This is a genomic window from Ruegeria sp. CF3 (assembly GCF_056537365.1).
In genome coordinates this window covers 63,842-80,339 of the sequence record NZ_JBQFRK010000005.1, presented here as the reverse complement: position 1 = coordinate 80,339, position 16,498 = coordinate 63,842, and the positions used below count along the sequence as shown (strand labels likewise).

Below are 16,498 nucleotides of genomic sequence, written 5' to 3'. Positions count from 1 at the left end.
TATGCAAGGCAATGCCCCAACACCAGACGGTCAAGTCGCCGATGCCGTAACCGGCAATTGGGTCGACACCCACGCCCCCGCCTTTGCCCGCCCTTACCTGCGGCTCAGCCGCGCAGACCGACCCATCGGCACATGGCTTCTGCTGATTCCCTGCTGGTGGGGTCTGGCCTTGGCCATCCTGAGCGACGGCGCACCACGATGGGAGGATCTTTGGATCGCAGTTGGTTGTGCCATTGGTGCGTTTTTGATGCGCGGCGCGGGCTGTACGTGGAACGACATTACTGATCGTGAGTTTGACGGGAAAGTCGAGCGTACAAGGTCGCGCCCGATTCCCTCAGGCCAAGTGAGTGTCCGTCAGGCTGCATTCTGGATGGTGCTGCAATGTCTGTTGGCCCTGGCCATCCTTCTGACCTTCAACCGGGCCGCGATTGCGATGGGGGTTCTGTCTTTGCTGCCTGTTACCATCTATCCCTATGCAAAACGTTTTACGTGGTGGCCGCAGATTTTTCTGGGGCTGGCCTTCAACTGGGGCGCATTGCTGGCCTGGGCTGCACATACCGGCACCGTGGGCTGGCCTGCGATCATGCTTTATCTGTCAGGAATCGCGTGGACTTTGTTCTACGACACGATCTACGCCCATCAGGATGCTGAGGATGACGAGCTGATCGGCATCAAGTCCACCGCACGGTTGTTTGGCACCGATACCGCCCGTTGGCTCAAGTATTTTCTGATTGGAACCGTCAGTCTAATGGCCTTTGCAATTATCGACGCGGCTTTGCCCGGGACATCGGTTCTTGCTTTGGCGGTCGCCCTTGGCGGGCCTTGGGCGATGGGGTGGCATCTGGCCTGGCAATTGCGGGGGCTGGACACGGAGGACAACGCCAAATTGCTACAGCTTTTCCGGGCCAATCGCGACACCGGCTTGATTCCGCTGATCTTCCTCTGCGTCGCCCTTTTCCTCTGATTGCACCTCTGTGCTGCGCTCTGTATGAGTCCCGGAACCAACCGCCCGAGGAGTCTCGATTTCGCCCATGCGTCTGCCTTACGCCCTAGCTGTTGCGTTGATTTTCGCGGTGTCCGCCGTGCTATCGCTGGTGGTCGCTGGATTTGCGGTCAGCAAGATCGAAGACGCCTCGGAACTGGCCGTGCGAAAGGCCTTGAACTTGCAGGGGCATGATTGGGCCGAAGTCGAATCCGACGGCCTGCGTGTCGTTCTGACCGGCACGGCCCCGACTGAGGCGACCCGATTCAACGCCCTGATCGCTGCGGGCACCGAGGTCGACACCTCGCGCGTCATTGACGAGATGGGGGTTGCTCCCACCGCCGATCTGACACCGCCCCGCTTTTCTACCGAGATCCTGCGCAATGACAGTGGAATTTCGATTATCGGGCTAGTACCTGCGGCTCTGGATCGCGACGATCTGGTAGACAGGCTGCAACGCCTTGATCGGGACGCGTCAGTTTCGGACCTGATGGAAAGTGCCGACTATCCCAAGCCAGACGGTTGGGATCAGGCAATCGACTATGCGATCGAAGCGCTCTCGGATTTGCCACGGGCCAAGATATCTGCCAGCCCAGGGTTGGTGCGTATCACGGCCATTGCCGATAGCCAGCAAGAGAAAGACCAGCTGGAACAAGACCTGAGCCGCGCCGCGCCACCTGGTCTGCGAATCGGCCTTTCGATTTCGGCACCTCGCCCGGTAATCACACCATTCACGCTGCGCTATTTGATTGATGAAGATGGCGGGCAGTTTGATGCGTGCTCGGCCCAGGATGAAGTTGCGCGCGACATCATCGTCGCTGCAGCACAAGAGGCCGGATTAACCGGCCCCTATTCCTGCACCATTGGGCTAGGCGTACCGTCTCCGCGTTGGGCGAATGCAGCGCAGCTCAGCATTCGTGCGCTATCTGAACTTGGTCAGGGTTCAGTTACTCTGTCGGATGCAGATATCACTCTAGTTGCCACACAAGGGACAAACCCTTTGGAGTTCGACCGCATCGTGGGAGAGCTCGAAAATACGCTGCCCGAGGTTTTCGCCTTGCATGCAGTTCTTCCCGAACCCGAACCGGATGACCCGACTGGGCCTATTGAATTCGTCGCAACACGTAGCCCTGAGGGTTTGGTTCAACTGCGTGGCCGTCTGAGTGACGAAACGCTGCGTGAAATGACCGACAGCTTTGCACGTGCCGCCTTTGGATCATTGCAGGTGCACACAGCCACCCGGATTGCACCGGACCTGCCCGCGGATTGGCCCATACGCGTCTTGGCCGGGCTGGAGGCACTGTCGCAACTGCACAATGGCGCCCTGACCGTTACGCCGGACAATGTAGCACTGTCGGGCATCAGCCATGATCCCGACGCCAAGGCCCGGATCGCCGGCATGCTATCGGACAAGCTGGGCGAGGCGCAGGATTACACCCTGTCAATCACCTATCAGGAGCCGCCCGCACCCGCCGACGCGCCGCCCGACCCTGAGGTCTGCGAAGAGCAGCTGGCCGAGGTTCAGGCCGCCAGAAAAATTGCGTTCGAACCGGGATCAGCCACCGTCGCAGCAGACTCGCGCGATGCCCTGAACCAGATCGCGGACATCCTGCGTGAATGTGGCCCCATCCGGTTGGAGATTCAGGGCCATACCGACAGTCAGGGCCGTGAAGAGATGAACCAGCAGCTCAGCCAGTCGCGCGCGCAGTCGATCCTGAACGAATTGCGCGGACGGCGCGTGCCGACCTCAAGCTTTTCTGCGGTCGGGTATGGCGAGACGCAGCCCATCGCCGATAACGAAACCGAAGAAGGCCGCGAAGAGAACCGCCGCATCGAGTTTCGCCTGATCCGTCCTGAACCCGTGGCCAACACCCTGACCGGGCTTGAGGCGATGGAAGCCGAGGCCGAATCTGAGGCCGAAATCGAGACACCTGAAACCGACGCACCGGATGCAGGCTCAGAGGACCAGTAAGTTGAACAGAACAGAATTCATCATCGCCACAGCCATCATCCTGTTCGCAGCTTTCTGCATGGGTTGGTTCGCCAACTGGCTGGCCCATCGGCTGTCCCGTGTTCGCCAAAGCGACGTGGCCGATCTTGACCGCATGAGTCAGGAACTGCACGAGGCCGAAGAAACACGCGATCAGGCAATCACATATCTTCAGCAGCGCGAGGCAGAGCTGACCAACCAGCTGACTCAAACCGAAGCCGAGTTGAATGCCGCAATGGAAGGGCTGCGCGCGGCGCGGCAGGAAGCCGAAGAGATGCGCGGGCGGATCAACAACGCAGACTAGGCACCCTACCAGCGGGTCAGCGCGTCTTCATCCTCGTCCTTGGCAGTCACCCATTCTGCTCCGGACGTGGTGATTTCCTTCTTCCAGAATGGCGCGCGAGACTTAAGGTAATCCATCAGATATTCCGCCGCCTCAAACGCATCTTTGCGGTGCGGTGCGGCGGTGGCGACCATCATGATACGGTCACCCGGGGCAAGCCTTCCGTGGCGGTGGATCACCAGAACGTTGCCCAGTGACCAACGGGCTTGCGCCTCTTCCGCGATCTTGGTTAGGGCGCGTTCGGTCATGCCAGGATAGTGCTCGATCTCCATCACATCCAGATCGCCCGAAGCCAGATCGCGCACAACGCCTGTGAAGGTCACGATGGCCCCGTTGGTATCGTCCCCGGCGGCAAAAGCGTTGGCTTCGGCCCCCAGATCGAACGGAGCCTCCTGCACGACGATCCGCATTCTAGCCACCCGTCATGGGCGGAAAGAACGCAACCTCGCGCACACCGGTCAGCGGGGCGTCAAAATCCGAAAGCTCTTGGTCCAGCGCCACGCGCAGGGCCGACAGATCAGCAAAGGCAGCAGCATAGCGATCCTCACGCGCGCTCAGTTCCGCGACCAAATCGCTGACTGTTGCTGCCTCGGTTTCAATCTTCTCTTTCGGCAGGCCGATGCGTTCGCGCACCCAGGCGAAATACAGCACGTTCATCGGTTAGCTCTCCTTCAGGTGGGGCATGGCTTTACGTAGGTAGTCATAGCCTGTGATCAATGTCAGCGTCGCGGCAATCCAGAGCAGCCATAACCCGATACGACCTGACCAGAACATGGCCTCAAGATGCCAGCGGATGTTGTTCAGGTCCTCGACCTGCCCTGCCAGAACCTGGTCAATGGTTGTCGCATCCATGCCAAACGTGGCCATCACAAAATGGTGCTCGAATATCCCCTGCGAGAACAGGATCGCGATCGCTACCATCTGTGCCGTCGTTTTCCACTTGGCTAGCTTGGTGACCTTCAGGGTTCCGGCCACATCGCCCAGATACTCTCGCAAGCCTGAGACAAAGACTTCGCGAAACAGGATCACTGTCGCGGGCAGGACCAGCCATGGTGTCCAGTGTTCAGTCGAATAGCCCACCAATATCATCAGCGCGATTACCACCATTGCCTTGTCGGCAATGGGATCCAGCATGGCGCCAATCTTCGTTTCCTGTTTCCAGGCGCGCGCCAGATACCCGTCGAACCAATCGGTGATCGCCGCTGACAGGAACAGGATCAAAGCAAACCAATCCGCATAGGGACGGGTGAAATACAGAAACATCACGGCGAGACCGGGGGCCGCCACTAGGCGCAGTACAGTCAGAATATTCGGCAGGTTCCATTTCATGGCTTGGACCCTACATCGCCGGTTCAAGACAGAAAAGACAGGGGCTTAAAAAACTGACCCAACACAAGCGTTTGCTGTCTTAAAAGTCAAAGCGTCGCAGCGGTGGTCACATTACAGGTTTCATCTTGGCACTTGATTGCTTTGGCGTCAGATTGTCGGCTGGCCAACCAGACAACACCCCAGAGCTGACATGACACCGCATATTCAAACCGATCCCCGGTCAAATCTGATCGGCAGCGCCTGGATGGTCGCCGCAATGGCACTGTTCGCGCTGGAGGATGCGCTGCTTAAGGCGGCTTCGGCGTCGATCCCGATCTGGCAAGTGCTTGTTCTTTTCGGTGCTGGTGGTGCAGTGATCTATGCCGCGGTTGCCACAGTACGTAGCACGCGTCTGTTCCAACCCGACGTGCTGTCGCGCCCGATGAAGGTACGTGTGGTCTTCGAGATCCTTGGACGGCTTTTCTATGTATTGGCGATCGCTTTGACGCCACTGTCCTCGGCTACGGTGATCCTTCAGGCCACACCACTGGTTGTCGTCGCAGGGGCCGCGTTGTTCTTTGGAGAATCCGTCGGCTGGCGGCGATGGAGCGCCATTTTTATCGGTCTTGTTGGCGTTGTGATCATCATCCAACCGACCGGAGACAGCTTCTCGGCCCTGTCAATCCTTGCCGTGCTGGGGATGCTCGGCTTTGCGGGGCGCGATCTGGCCAGCCGCGCCGCGCCCGCAACACTGGGCACTGAGGTTCTGGGGTTCTATGGCTTCCTCTGCATCATTGTCGCGGGTTTGGCTTATCGATTCTGGGAAGGAACACCGCTGCAAACTCTGACGCCTAATGTCAGCCTGCACATGGGCGGGGCGATTGTGATGGGGGTCATGGCCTATGCCGCGCTGATGAAGGCGATGCGCACCGGCGAGGTCTCATCTGTGACGCCGTTTCGCTATTCGCGGCTGTTGTTCGGTATCGGCTTGGGCGTGGTGATGTTTGGCGAGCGATTGGATCAGACCATGTGGATTGGCTGCGGCCTCATCGTGGCGTCGGGCCTCTATATCCTTTGGCGGGGGCGAAAGGCCTAGCCCTTGTCATGGAAGAAGTCATAGACCTTCTGCGCCAACCCGGCTGAAATCCCCTCGACGGCTTTAAGATCCGCCAAATTGGCTCGGCTCACCGCTTTGGCGCTGCCGAAATGAGTCAGCAGGGCGCGTTTGCGCGCGGCCCCGACGCCGGGGATTTCGTCCAGTGGCGTTGCACCAACCGCCTTGGCGCGTTTCGCGCGATGGGTGCCGATGGCAAAGCGATGCGCCTCATCCCTCAAGCGCTGGATAAAGTACAATACGGGATCGTTGCGTTTCAGCGCAAAAGGGCGCTGCCCGATGCGGTGGAACTCTTCCTTGCCGTGATCTCGATCAACACCCTTGGCAACACCGACCATCGGGATGTCCTCGACCCCATGCTGGGCCATGATCTCATGTACGGCGCCCACCTGCCCCGCGCCACCGTCGATCAGCAGCAGATCGGGCCAATGCCCTTTGTCCCGATCCGGATCTTCCTTTTGCAGGCGCGTAAAACGGCGGGTCAGGACCTCTTTCATCATGCCGAAGTCATCGCCGGGGGTTAGATCATCGCCGCGGATGTTGAACTTGCGATAGGCGTTTTTCATGAACCCCTCTGGGCCCGCGACGATCATGCCACCCACGGCATTGGTGCCTTGAATGTGAGAGTTGTCATAAACTTCGATCCGGTTCGGTGGCGCGTCCAGATCAAAGGCCTCGGCCACACCGCGTAGCAATTTGGCCTGCGTGGCACTTTCCGACATCCGCCGGGCCAGCGATTCACGTGCGTTGCGCAAGGCACCGGCGATCAGTTCCTGCTTTTCACCGCGCTGGGGCACCAGGATTTCCACCTTGCGTCCAGCTTTTTCCGACAATGCCTCCTGCATCAGATCGGCATTCTCGATTGCATCAGACAGGATCAACTGCCGGGGTGGTTCCTTGTTGTCATAGAACTGGCCCAGGAACGCTTCCATCGCCTCAGCCTGTGACACATCCGGGCCGACGCGCGGATAGAAATCGCGGTTACCCCAGTTCTGGTTGGCCCGGATGAAAAACACCTGAACGCAGGCTTGACCGCTGTCCATATAGAGGCCAATGACGTCAGCCTCGGCCACGCCGCGCGGATTGATGCCCTGAGACGTCTGCACCTGCGTCAGCGCCCGGATACGGTCGCGCAAACCGGCGGCTCGTTCGAACTCCATCGCCTCGGAGGCAGCCATCATCTGCGCGGCGAGATCTTCCTGCACTTTGGTAGATCGGCCTGACAGGAACCTTTCGGCATCCTTAACGCTTTCACGATAATCGGCTTCCGAGATCAGTCCGACGCACGGCCCAGAACATCGCTTGATCTGATAGAGCAGGCACGGCCGGGTCCGGCTATCGAACATGGAATCCGAACAGTTCCGCAGCAGGAACGCCTTTTGCAGCTGGTTCAGCGTCCTGTTCACCGCGCCTGCACTGGCGAAGGGGCCAAAATAAGCCCCCTTTTCTTTCTTCGCCCCTCGGTGCTTTTTGATCTGCGGAAAGGCATGATCCTTGGCGACCAGAATATTCGGGAAGCTTTTGTCATCCCGCAACAATACGTTGTATTTGGGCTTGAGCTGCTTGATCAGGTTCTGTTCCAGCAGCAGCGCCTCGGTCTCGGTCCGAGTGGTCAGAAACATCATCGAGGCAGTTGCGGCGATCATTTTCTCGATCCGACCCGAATGTCCCGGGCGGGTGTAGTTCGATACCCTCGCCTTCAGGTTTCGCGCTTTACCTACGTAAAGAACTCGGCTGTCCCCATCCAACATCCGATACACACCCGGCGAGCTGTCCAGCGTTTTCGCATAACGCTGAATGCAGGCATAGCCGGTGGCTTGGGTCGACGATTCGGGATCGGTGCTGGCGGTCATGAGTCTGAGATATGATTCTCTGACCATGGCTGCAATCTTGTGCGCTTCAGATCAAGAGAAAACAAATCCACGACTTCTGTGGATAACTGTGCAGATAACTTTAGGGGCATCGTGATTTTCCCTTGAATCCTTGCCTATTCGTTGATCTGCACAAAAAATAGGCAGGAAATTATGGTGTTGTTTTTAAAAGATAAATTTGTTGATCTGAGACAAGTGTATGAAAATTAAGACATTTTTGTAACGCTCGAGTAACAGAGATGAGAGCGGTGCAAAACTTGCAGCAGATTTACTTATTCTACACCAAGAACATCGGGTGTTTGCCAACCCAAATGTTGCCCACCATCGACGCAAAGAAGCTGCCCCGTAACGGCATGTGCATCCAGAAAGTATCCCAGCGCAGCAGTAATATCCGACGGGTTCGCGCCGCGCTCCAGAATCGTGTTCTGCCGCTGAGCGCTAAAATGAGCATCACTTTGGCGATGACCCTGCAGCGTTGGACCGGGGCCGATCGCGTTCACACGGATTGCGGGTGTCAGAGCCTGCGCTGCAGTCCGGGTCAAGGCCCACAACCCCATCTTGGCAATCGTGTATGACATGAACTCAGGCGTCAGTTTACGCACCCGCATATCCACCATGTTCACGATCAGCCCAATCGCTAGAGGCTCTCCCTGATCATCAAGCTCCGACTGCAACCCCTGCTCGGCCATGGCTTGGGTCAGTACGAATGGTGCGCGCAGATTGCTGTCGAGATGCCGATCCCAGCTTTGGCGGGTAGCTGTGTGGATATTGTCATACTCAAATATCGATGCATTGTTGACCAGACAGGTGATCGGACCACCCAGCGCCTCAGCTGCACGCGGCAGCAATGAGCTGACTTGCCCCTCATCAAGCAGATCGGCCTGCAGCGCAACTGACCTTCGGCCCAGCGCCTGAACCTCATCAACCGTTTCACGCGCGGCCTGATCCGAACTGGAATAGTGCACAGCGACATTCATTCCGCGCTGCGCCAAATACAGCGCCATGGCACGACCAAGGCGTTTACCGGCACCGGTCACCAATGCTCGGGTCATGGGCTCATTCTCCTCGTCAGGTCAGGCTAACAGGCTTGCAACATAGATCACATAGAGCGCTGTCAAGATCAGGCCCCAGACGCGTGTGATATCTTTCTTGAAGAATACAAAAGGAACCAACAAGAGCGACGCGCCGAGCATCACCCACAGATCGAAACGCAGGAATTCAGGATCGACGGGAATACGCCCAAACAAGGTCGTAATGCCGACAATGGCCAGCAGATTGAACATGTTCGATCCGATGACGTTACCCAGTGCCACATCCGCTTGTCGCCTCAGGGCAGCCATGACGGTTGTCGACAGTTCCGGCAGGGACGTACCCACCGCGATCAGCGTAAGGCCGATCACTGTTTCGCTCACACCATAGTTCCGGGCAATGACGGTCGCATTTTCGACCAGCAGATGCGCACCCATTGGCAGTCCGATCAAGCCGAGGATCAGGTAGATCGCCACCTTCCAATAAGGCATGTCAGGATCTGCTTCCTCAAGACCCTCAAGCTCGTCCTCATCGGCACAAGCTTCACCACAGGCTTTACGGTGCGCATGTGCTTCGCGAAACGCGTTGCCGAGGATCAGAGCCAACGCAGCCAGCAAAATTGCCCCGCTGAGCAGATTAAAGACCCCGCAAAAAGCCAACCCGATAAATAACACCGACGCCAGAAGCATGAAGATGTAGTTCTTGCGGCTGTCGCACTCACTTGTGTGCAAGGTCGCCAGAAGCGCGGGCAATCCCAGAACCAGCAAGATATTCGCTGTATTCGAGCCCACCACGTTACCCAAAGCAATGCCCGGCGCGTTTTCCTTGATGGCGCTGATTGCAATCAGCAGCTCAGGGGCCGAAGTTCCAAAGGCAACTATTGTCAGGCTGACGATCAGGGCGGGAACCCCCAACCGCAGGCTGAGGTTCACGGCCCCTCGCACCAGCGCATCGCCTGCCAACAACAGGATCAGCAGCCCGAGGCCGGAGAACAGCCATGCCGTCATCCACGGCCTCCTTCTTCGCAAGGACACGGGCCTTTGCCGATCCTAAACCGCCCACAACGCGGACATTTCGCAGAACTCAATCGTTTCTGTCCAGGAAAGCGTAGCTTGCCGAACATCGCCAGAACGCCCATGGCGATCAGGAACAAGGTGACTGCTTTGATGATCACTCTACAACCCGAAACGCGCGTAGGCAGCGCGCTCCTCAAACCCGGCTATGGCATCCTGCGCCAGCGTCGCGCCGAAGCGCGACCAGATCGGTTTGCGCAGGCCATAGCGGCGGAACCTGACTTTGTCGCCAAACTTCTCCTGCATCTTGGGCTTCAGATGGGCAATACCATCGATCAGGCCCAGCTGTTGCGCGCGACGGGCCAGCCAGACCTCGCCGTTGAACAGATCAGCGCTGCTGTCCAGCTTGCCGTCCCGGCGAGATTTCACATGGGTTATGAAATTCTCGTGGATATCGCCCAGCAGCACTTTGAGCCGTGCAATGTCTTCTTTCTTTTCCGGAGCAAACGGGTCGAGCATTGATTTCGACTGACCCGCAGTATGTACGCGCCGTTCAAAGCCCTGACGTGCCAGAAAAACATGCGCGCCAAATCCCGACGATATCACGCCGATCGACCCCAGAACCGAACTGTCATCGGCCCAAATCTCATCCGCTGAAACCGCCAACCAATATCCACCCGAAGCCGCCACGTCTTCGACGAAGGCGTAGACAGGGATCTTAAGCTCTTCCGCCAGCCGTTGGATACGCGCACCGATTAATGAGCTTTGAACGGGGGAGCCGCCCGGCGAATTGATCTCCAGCGCGACCGCAGCGGGCTTGCCCTTGCGAAAGGCTTTCTCCAACACCGGTGCCAGAGCGGTCGCGTTCATCGACCCTCGCCCGGCCATTCCAATGGCACCGGACAGGCGAACAACGGCCACAAGTGGCGGCTTTTTCATGAAGGGCAGGCTGAGTTTCATGGAAGCCGATGTAGAGCGCGCCGGAGCCGTAAACAAGAGACCCGAAGCGCCATAAACGCGACGTGAACCAATTTCACACACCTGATGGGCAAAAATGCAACGCCCTAGCTGCGGATGCGCCAACCGGTTTTGAAGATCCAGCCAATGATCGCGAGGCATATTCCGGTGAAGGCTAGTATGGCCAGAAGGCTCCAAAATATCGGGACATCTGCGATACCATAGAATGACCAGCGGAACCCGGAAATCAGATAAACCACAGGGTTGAACAGAGTGATCGTCTGCCAAAGCGGAGGTAGCATCGAGATCGAGTAAAACGTCCCACCCAGAAAAATCAGGGGCGTCACAACAAGCTGGGGGACAAGCGACATTTGCTCAAAATTTCCGGCCCAAATGCCCACGATAAACCCCAGCAGCGAGAAACTGAGGCAAGACAAGATCAGGAAAGCCGCCATGGCAAACGGGTGTTCAATGCGAATGTCCACAAAGAACGTCGCAGTGGCCAGAATGACAAGACCTACAAACAGTGCCTTAGTTGCGGCCGCGCCCACATAACCAATCACAATCTCGATGAAATTGATGGGGGCTGAAAGCAACTCATAAATCGTACCCAAGAATTTGGGAAAGTAGATGCCAAAGGACGCGTTCGAGATTGACAGCATCACTACGGACAACATGATAAGACCCGGCACAATGAAGGCCCCGTAGGACACGCCTTCAATCTCTTGAATGCGACTGCCGATGGCAGTGCCAAACACCACGAAATAAAGCGAGGTCGACAGGACCGGCGACAGAAAACTCTGCGCCAGTGTGCGAAAGAACCGGGCCATTTCAAACCGGTAGATGGCAGTAATAGCGGACCAGTTCATGCGGGTTCTCCGGACACGAGGTTGACGAAAATCTCTTCAAGGCTCGATTGCCGCGTCTGCACATCACGCAGCATTAGACCGGCCTGTGCAACATCATTGAGAAGAGTGGTGATGCCCGTGCGCTCGGCATTGGTGTCGTAAGTATAGATCAGCGCATCGCCTGCACCGTTGAGCGTCAGTTGATGATCGGACAGAACGTCGGGAACCGATAAAATAGGCTCGGTCAACATGACCTCAATCTGCTTTTTGCCCATCTGCGCCATCAATGTGTCTTTGTCCTGCACGAGCAAAAGCTCACCCTTGTCGATGACACCCACACGGTCGGCGATTGCCTCGGCTTCCTCGATGTAGTGAGTGGTCAGGATGATGGTGACACCAGCCTGCTTCAATTCGGCCACGATCTCCCACATGTCCTTACGTAGCTCGACATCTACGCCGGCGGTGGGTTCATCCAGAAACAGCACCCTTGGCTCATGCGCCAAGGCTTTCGCGATCAGCACACGTCGCTTCATGCCTCCGGATAGTTCCTTGATTGCGTTACGGCGTTTGTCCCATAGGGACAGCTTGCGCAGGATTTCCTCGATCCTAGCGTTGTCTCCGCTATGACCGAACAGCCCGCGCGAAAAGCGGACAGTGTTCCAGACCTTCTCGAACGGTTCCAGCGCGATTTCCTGCGGCACCAGCCCAATCATCTTGCGGGCTGCGCGATACTCGGTCTGGATGTCATGGCCACCTACGGTGACCGAGCCCGAAGTCGGCGTGGTAATACCGCACACAGTCGAGATCAGCGTTGTTTTACCCGCCCCATTGGGGCCCAACAGCGCTAGAATCTCACCTTCTTCAATGTCCAGAGACACACCTTTCAGCGCCTCAAACCCATCGGCATAAGACTTCCGCAAATCCCGGATCGACAATATGGTCGTCATGCGTAACCTCGTTCTGACCCCGCAACCTATCGTGACGGACCATCGTCGAACAGTCCAATTCCGCACAGTGCCATGCGCGTGTGCGCAGGGTTCAGTCTCGTCCCGTCAGGCGACCTAGCCAGCCTGACTTGGTCTCTTCTTCGGCAGCGTCTTCTTGCGGTGGCGGACCTTCGAAATATTCTTGAAGATTGGCGAAGAACTGATCGGCCATCTTCTTGGCAAACCCATCAATCAGGCGGCTGCCCAGCTGAGCCAGTTTGCCACCCACCTTAGCCTCGACCTCGTAGGTCAGAAGGGTGCCACCAGCCTCGCTGGGCGCGAAGGTTACATCTGCGCTTCCCTTGGCAAAGCCTGCAGCGCCCCCCTTGCCCTCACCTGCGATGGTCAGGCGTTCGGGCTCAATCATGTCGGACATGGTCACTGTGCCTTTGAAAGTCGCCTTCACAGGGCCAACCTTTTGCACCACGGTCGCATTATACCCCTCGGTTGGATCACCGGTAATCTCCTGCGCGCCGCTGATGCAGGCTTTTAATACTTCAGGGTCCAGCAACGCAGCGTAAACGGCGGCAGGCGGCGCCTGAATTTCACGGGTATCGCTTAACTGCATCTCTCAACCTCTTTTTAATCCTACGGCAGACCACAAAGACCTAGCCCTGAAACATCGATGCAGGCAACCAGTTTGCTCAAACCAAGGCACTGGATCGGGATTCTTCGCTTGCATTCGTTCCGCCCAACAGAAACCCTGCGCCGCAGGAGGAAGACATGCTGCACGGCATACGCATCATCGAAATCGAAGGGCTGGGCCCAGCCCCCTTCGCGGCCATGCTGCTGGCGGATATGGGCGCCGATATCATCACCATCCATCGCAAAGGGTCCGCCGTCACTCCGGGTATGCCTGAACGTTCGCTGCTGGATCGCGGCAAACGATCAATTGCGCTGGACCTCAAAGACCCTCTGGATCTTAGCGTTGCAAAACGGCTGATCGCAACGGCTGATGCGCTGATCGAGGGTTTTCGCCCCGGCGTGATGGAAAAACTGGGGCTGGGGCCGGAAGACTGTCATCACCTGAACCCAAAGCTGGTCTATGGCCGAATGACAGGCTGGGGGCAGCATAGCCCACTTTCTGAGACAGCGGGCCATGATCTCAACTATATCGCCCTTTCAGGGGCTTTATCCTACGCGTCGCCGCCCGGCCAACCGCCTTTGACGCCCGCAACACTAGTCGGGGATATCGGCGGTGGTGCGATGTATCTGGTTGCAGGTCTGCTCGCCGGGCTTCTGAATGCCCGGAGCACAGGCAAAGGCACGGTGGTGGACGCCGCCATCTACGATGGCTCGGCACACATGATGAATTTGCTGATGAGCCTGCGCCAAACCGGCAACCTGTCCGACACCCGGGGTCAAAGCCTGCTTGACGGACCGCATTGGAGCCGAACCTACGCCTGCGCAGATGGCGGCTTCATCTCAGTTCAATGTCTGGAGCCAAAATTCTATGCTCACTTCCTGGACATCCTCGGGCTCAGCGATGACGCGGAATTCGCTCAGCAATATAACCATGCGACGTGGCCCAACCTGACGAAGCGGTTGAGCAAAATCTTTGCCGAGAAGCCGCGCGACGAATGGGCGGCGCTGTTTCAAGGCACGGACGCCTGCGTTGCGCCGGTCCTAAGTCCACAAGAAGCACGGGATCACCCTATGAATTCGGCTCGCCAAACATGGATCGACCACGACGAAACACGTCAAGCCGCAGCCGCTCCTAGATTCTCAACCTACAACTGGCAACCGCGGCCCAGCCCCAAACGCGGAGAGCATACAAATGAGATTTTGAACGAACTTCCTCCCGCTTCATCTGGCTAAAAATACCTCGGGGGTGAATTGGCCGCAGGCCAAGAGGGGGCTGCCCCCCTCGCCAGGCTTACCGCTCGCGCACCGTATCGATCATCAATTGAACGTTCTCAGGGTCCGCATCTGGCGTAATACCATGACCCAAATTGAAGATATGCGGTCCTTTTGAGAAGGCTTCGACAATCCGCCGCGTCTCATCGACAAGCGCTTGCCCGCCTGTCACCATATGCGATGAAGCCAGATTGCCCTGCACACACCCATCGACTTGCACATTCGCAGCAGCCCATTCGGGCGACACAGAATTGTCCAGCGCGACACAATCCACATCGGTGGCCTTGGCGAAACCGATGTAACCCTGATCCGCTTCGCGTGGGAAACCGATGACGGGAATGCCCGGATGGCGGGCCTTTATGGCAGCAGTAATCTCGCGACAGGGTTCTACGGCGTATTTCTGAAACGCTTCGCCCTTCAATGATCCCGCCCAACTATCAAATATTTTGACAACCTCGGCCCCTGCCTCGATTTGGGCAGACAGGTATTCAATTGTCGCGGCCGTGATCCGATCCAACAGCGCCTCGAACAGCGCAGTGTTTTCTTCGCGCAGCGCATGGGCTGGCCCCTGATCCGGGGTGCCCCGTCCGGCGATCATGTAGGTAGCCACTGTCCAGGGCGCGCCTGCAAATCCGATCAGAGCTGTCTCAGAAGGAAGCTCACGCGAAAGAATACGCACGGTTTCATACACCGGAGAGAGCGTCTCATGAATTGCATCAACCGGCTTCAGCGCATCAAACTCCGACTCCCGTGTAATTGTCGAAAGGCGAGGACCTTCGCCGGTGACAAACCACAAATCCGCACCCAGCGCCTGCGGCACAAGCAGGATATCAGCAAACAGGATCGCGGCATCAAAGCCGTAGCGGCGAATGGGCTGAAGGGTGACTTCGGCGGCAAGCTCGGGGTTATAGCAAAGAGACAGGAAATCTCCGGCCTGTGCGCGCGTTGCACGATATTCAGGCAAATACCTCCCGGCCTGTCGCATCATCCAGATCGGCGGCACATCCTGCACTTCCCCCGCCAGCGCCCGTAGCAATTTCTTTGTCTCGGCCATTCGTGCCCCCAGTGTTCCGGTTTGGTGCAACGCGTCGGCCTTCAGTGGCAATTTGTCAAGCTCTGCCCCCATTGTCAGGGCAATGTGACGCGACTAAAGCTGTGCACATGAGTCTGATATTGCCTACCCCCGCATCGCCTCTGAAAATCGGCACCCGTGGATCTCCGCTGGCGCTGGCGCAGGCCTATGAAACCCGTCAGAGACTTGGCGCCGCTTTCGACCTGCCTGAGGACGCGTTTGAGATCGTGGTAATCAAGACCACCGGTGACAACCGCGCCATGATCGACGCGGACCGGCCGCTGAAAGAGATTGGCAACAAGGGTCTGTTCACCAAGGAAATCGAAGAGGCGATGCTGAAAGGTGAGATCGACATCGCCGTACATTCGACCAAGGACATGCCCGTCGAACAGCCTGACGGGCTGGTGCTGGATACATTCCTGCCGCGCGAGGATGTGCGCGATGCGTTTATCTCGCCGACTCTGAGTTCGATTCACGATCTGCCAGAGGGCGCAGTTGTCGGGACTTCATCGTTGCGCCGCCGGGCGCAGTTGCTGAATCGGCGGCCCGATCTGAAAGTGGTCGAGTTTCGCGGCAATGTGCAGACTCGCCTGAAGAAGCTGGCAGATGGCGTGGCCGATTGTACCTTCCTGGCCATGGCCGGATTGCGCCGCTTGGATATGAAAGACGTCCCCGCGACTGCTATATCGCCTGATGACATGCTACCTGCCATTGCGCAGGGCACCATCGGCATTGAACGGCGCAGCGACGATAGCCGCACCGCCGAGATGCTGGCAGCGATTCATCATGTTGAAACAAGCCAACGCCTTGCGGCTGAACGCAGCCTGCTGGCCGGGCTGGATGGCTCATGCGAAACACCGATCGCCGGTCTGGCACAAGTCCAAGATGGCCAACTGCATCTGCGTGGAGAAGTTCTGCGCCCGGACGGTTCCGAGGCGATCAGCGAAGAGGCCACCGGGGCGCTCGAAGACGGCGCAAAACTGGGTCAGACAATGGCCGCCTCTCTGTTGAAACAGGCCGGACCAGGGTTTTTCGACTGGCGTTAAGAAAAAATTTAAACAATTTCAGGGTAATGTGAACTTCTTCACTGTCTACCCTGCCGAATTCGTTAAATATAGGGACAGAAGG

At 57.6% G+C, this 16,498-nt stretch carries 17 protein-coding genes; 6 read left to right on the top strand and 11 right to left on the bottom strand.

Annotated elements, in window-relative coordinates; genetic code table 11:
* Position 1: 1 nt before the first annotated feature.
* The 3 genes from ubiA to ACR0KC_RS16530 all read left to right on the top strand — a co-directional run bounded on the left by ubiA (position 2) and on the right by ACR0KC_RS16530 (position 3,276).
* The gene (gene ubiA / locus ACR0KC_RS16540; protein ID WP_170423611.1) at positions 2-964 is read left to right on the top strand and encodes a 4-hydroxybenzoate octaprenyltransferase; all 963 of its coding nucleotides are present in this window, start codon (positions 2-4) and stop codon (positions 962-964) included.
* A gap of 67 nt (positions 965-1,031) precedes the next feature.
* Positions 1,032-2,954 (top strand): OmpA family protein, encoded by a 1,923-nt coding sequence (locus tag ACR0KC_RS16535; RefSeq protein WP_480707062.1) that lies wholly within the window; start codon positions 1,032-1,034, stop codon positions 2,952-2,954.
* A gap of 1 nt (position 2,955) precedes the next feature.
* A complete protein-coding gene (locus ACR0KC_RS16530) occupies positions 2,956-3,276 on the top strand; it encodes a hypothetical protein (protein WP_170395619.1) in 321 nt (106 codons plus the stop codon).
* A 5-nt stretch (positions 3,277-3,281) separates the two neighbouring features.
* Here ACR0KC_RS16530 and ACR0KC_RS16525 read toward each other — a convergent pair whose 3' ends face one another.
* From ACR0KC_RS16525 to pgsA, 3 genes are read right to left on the bottom strand one after another with little or no spacing between them, the layout of a single operon-like run.
* On the bottom strand, positions 3,282-3,725 hold the full coding sequence (locus ACR0KC_RS16525) for a molybdopterin synthase catalytic subunit (RefSeq protein WP_170566171.1): 444 nt from the start codon (positions 3,723-3,725) through the stop codon (positions 3,282-3,284).
* Between the two features lies 1 nt (position 3,726).
* Positions 3,727-3,972 carry a molybdopterin converting factor subunit 1 gene (gene moaD, locus ACR0KC_RS16520; protein ID WP_170395615.1) on the bottom strand — a complete coding sequence of 82 codons (246 nt, stop codon included), beginning with the start codon at positions 3,970-3,972 and terminating at the stop codon, positions 3,727-3,729.
* 3 nt (positions 3,973-3,975) lie between these two features.
* Positions 3,976-4,644 carry a CDP-diacylglycerol--glycerol-3-phosphate 3-phosphatidyltransferase gene (gene pgsA, locus ACR0KC_RS16515; RefSeq protein WP_170395613.1) on the bottom strand — a complete coding sequence of 223 codons (669 nt, stop codon included), beginning with the start codon at positions 4,642-4,644 and terminating at the stop codon, positions 3,976-3,978.
* A gap of 190 nt (positions 4,645-4,834) precedes the next feature.
* Between pgsA and ACR0KC_RS16510 the strand changes: the two genes are divergently transcribed.
* Positions 4,835-5,719 carry a DMT family transporter gene (locus ACR0KC_RS16510; protein WP_480707059.1) on the top strand — a complete coding sequence of 295 codons (885 nt, stop codon included), beginning with the start codon at positions 4,835-4,837 and terminating at the stop codon, positions 5,717-5,719.
* Here the strand turns inward: ACR0KC_RS16510 and uvrC are convergent.
* The 7 genes from uvrC to ACR0KC_RS16475 form a co-directional block, all read right to left on the bottom strand.
* Entirely contained in the window at positions 5,716-7,590 is a 1,875-nt protein-coding gene (gene uvrC, locus ACR0KC_RS16505; RefSeq protein ID WP_480707058.1) for an excinuclease ABC subunit UvrC, read from the bottom strand. The genes ACR0KC_RS16510 and uvrC overlap by 4 nt on opposite strands.
* A gap of 290 nt (positions 7,591-7,880) precedes the next feature.
* A complete protein-coding gene (locus ACR0KC_RS16500) occupies positions 7,881-8,660 on the bottom strand; it encodes an SDR family oxidoreductase (RefSeq protein ID WP_480707057.1) in 780 nt (259 codons plus the stop codon).
* 21 nt (positions 8,661-8,681) lie between these two features.
* Positions 8,682-9,644 (bottom strand): calcium/sodium antiporter, encoded by a 963-nt coding sequence (locus ACR0KC_RS16495; RefSeq protein ID WP_170395605.1) that lies wholly within the window; start codon positions 9,642-9,644, stop codon positions 8,682-8,684.
* Positions 9,645-9,812: 168 nt separating this feature from the next.
* Complete coding sequence (locus ACR0KC_RS16490; protein WP_170395603.1) at positions 9,813-10,610, bottom strand: S49 family peptidase; 798 nt, start codon at positions 10,608-10,610, stop codon at positions 9,813-9,815.
* 104 nt (positions 10,611-10,714) lie between these two features.
* The gene (locus ACR0KC_RS16485) at positions 10,715-11,476 is read right to left on the bottom strand and encodes an ABC transporter permease (protein WP_170395601.1); all 762 of its coding nucleotides are present in this window, start codon (positions 11,474-11,476) and stop codon (positions 10,715-10,717) included.
* A complete protein-coding gene (locus ACR0KC_RS16480) occupies positions 11,473-12,402 on the bottom strand; it encodes an ABC transporter ATP-binding protein (RefSeq protein WP_480707054.1) in 930 nt (309 codons plus the stop codon). Before ACR0KC_RS16480 ends, ACR0KC_RS16485 begins: the two co-directional genes overlap by 4 nt.
* A 91-nt stretch (positions 12,403-12,493) precedes the next feature.
* The gene (locus ACR0KC_RS16475) at positions 12,494-13,009 is read right to left on the bottom strand and encodes an SRPBCC family protein (RefSeq protein WP_170395597.1); all 516 of its coding nucleotides are present in this window, start codon (positions 13,007-13,009) and stop codon (positions 12,494-12,496) included.
* Positions 13,010-13,164: 155 nt separating this feature from the next.
* On the opposite strand from ACR0KC_RS16475, the gene ACR0KC_RS16470 reads away from it, so the two are divergent.
* Positions 13,165-14,259: a CaiB/BaiF CoA transferase family protein gene (locus ACR0KC_RS16470; protein WP_480772000.1), complete on the top strand. Its 1,095-nt coding sequence runs from the start codon at positions 13,165-13,167 to the stop codon at positions 14,257-14,259.
* A gap of 58 nt (positions 14,260-14,317) precedes the next feature.
* On the opposite strand, the gene hemE is transcribed toward ACR0KC_RS16470, so the two are convergent.
* Positions 14,318-15,352 (bottom strand): uroporphyrinogen decarboxylase, encoded by a 1,035-nt coding sequence (gene hemE / locus ACR0KC_RS16465; protein WP_480771999.1) that lies wholly within the window; start codon positions 15,350-15,352, stop codon positions 14,318-14,320.
* Between the two features lie 107 nt (positions 15,353-15,459).
* Between hemE and hemC the strand changes: the two genes are divergently transcribed.
* Positions 15,460-16,416: a hydroxymethylbilane synthase gene (gene hemC, locus ACR0KC_RS16460; RefSeq protein ID WP_480707051.1), complete on the top strand. Its 957-nt coding sequence runs from the start codon at positions 15,460-15,462 to the stop codon at positions 16,414-16,416.
* Positions 16,417-16,498 lie beyond the last annotated feature (82 nt).

What these genes read in the sequence shown, in the direction of transcription:
- moaD (WP_170395615.1), bottom strand. Translation starts at nt 3,972, where the DNA reads ATGAACGTGCTGTATTTCGCCTGGGTGCGCGAACGCATCGGCCTGCCG.
- ACR0KC_RS16485 (WP_170395601.1), bottom strand. Translation starts at nt 11,476, where the DNA reads ATGAACTGGTCCGCTATTACTGCCATCTACCGGTTTGAAATGGCCCGG.
- ACR0KC_RS16535 (WP_480707062.1), top strand. Translation starts at nt 1,032, where the DNA reads ATGCGTCTGCCTTACGCCCTAGCTGTTGCGTTGATTTTCGCGGTGTCC.
- ACR0KC_RS16475 (WP_170395597.1), bottom strand. Translation starts at nt 13,009, where the DNA reads ATGCAGTTAAGCGATACCCGTGAAATTCAGGCGCCGCCTGCCGCCGTT.
- uvrC (WP_480707058.1), bottom strand. Translation starts at nt 7,590, where the DNA reads ATGACCGCCAGCACCGATCCCGAATCGTCGACCCAAGCCACCGGCTAT.
- ACR0KC_RS16470 (WP_480772000.1), top strand. Translation starts at nt 13,165, where the DNA reads ATGCTGCACGGCATACGCATCATCGAAATCGAAGGGCTGGGCCCAGCC.
- ACR0KC_RS16490 (WP_170395603.1), bottom strand. Translation starts at nt 10,610, where the DNA reads ATGAAACTCAGCCTGCCCTTCATGAAAAAGCCGCCACTTGTGGCCGTT.
- ACR0KC_RS16500 (WP_480707057.1), bottom strand. Translation starts at nt 8,660, where the DNA reads ATGACCCGAGCATTGGTGACCGGTGCCGGTAAACGCCTTGGTCGTGCC.
- ACR0KC_RS16525 (WP_170566171.1), bottom strand. Translation starts at nt 3,725, where the DNA reads ATGCGGATCGTCGTGCAGGAGGCTCCGTTCGATCTGGGGGCCGAAGCC.
- pgsA (WP_170395613.1), bottom strand. Translation starts at nt 4,644, where the DNA reads ATGAAATGGAACCTGCCGAATATTCTGACTGTACTGCGCCTAGTGGCG.
- hemC (WP_480707051.1), top strand. Translation starts at nt 15,460, where the DNA reads ATGAGTCTGATATTGCCTACCCCCGCATCGCCTCTGAAAATCGGCACC.
- ACR0KC_RS16495 (WP_170395605.1), bottom strand. Translation starts at nt 9,644, where the DNA reads ATGACGGCATGGCTGTTCTCCGGCCTCGGGCTGCTGATCCTGTTGTTG.
- hemE (WP_480771999.1), bottom strand. Translation starts at nt 15,352, where the DNA reads ATGGCCGAGACAAAGAAATTGCTACGGGCGCTGGCGGGGGAAGTGCAG.
- ubiA (WP_170423611.1), top strand. Translation starts at nt 2, where the DNA reads ATGCAAGGCAATGCCCCAACACCAGACGGTCAAGTCGCCGATGCCGTA.
- ACR0KC_RS16480 (WP_480707054.1), bottom strand. Translation starts at nt 12,402, where the DNA reads ATGACGACCATATTGTCGATCCGGGATTTGCGGAAGTCTTATGCCGAT.
- ACR0KC_RS16510 (WP_480707059.1), top strand. Translation starts at nt 4,835, where the DNA reads ATGACACCGCATATTCAAACCGATCCCCGGTCAAATCTGATCGGCAGC.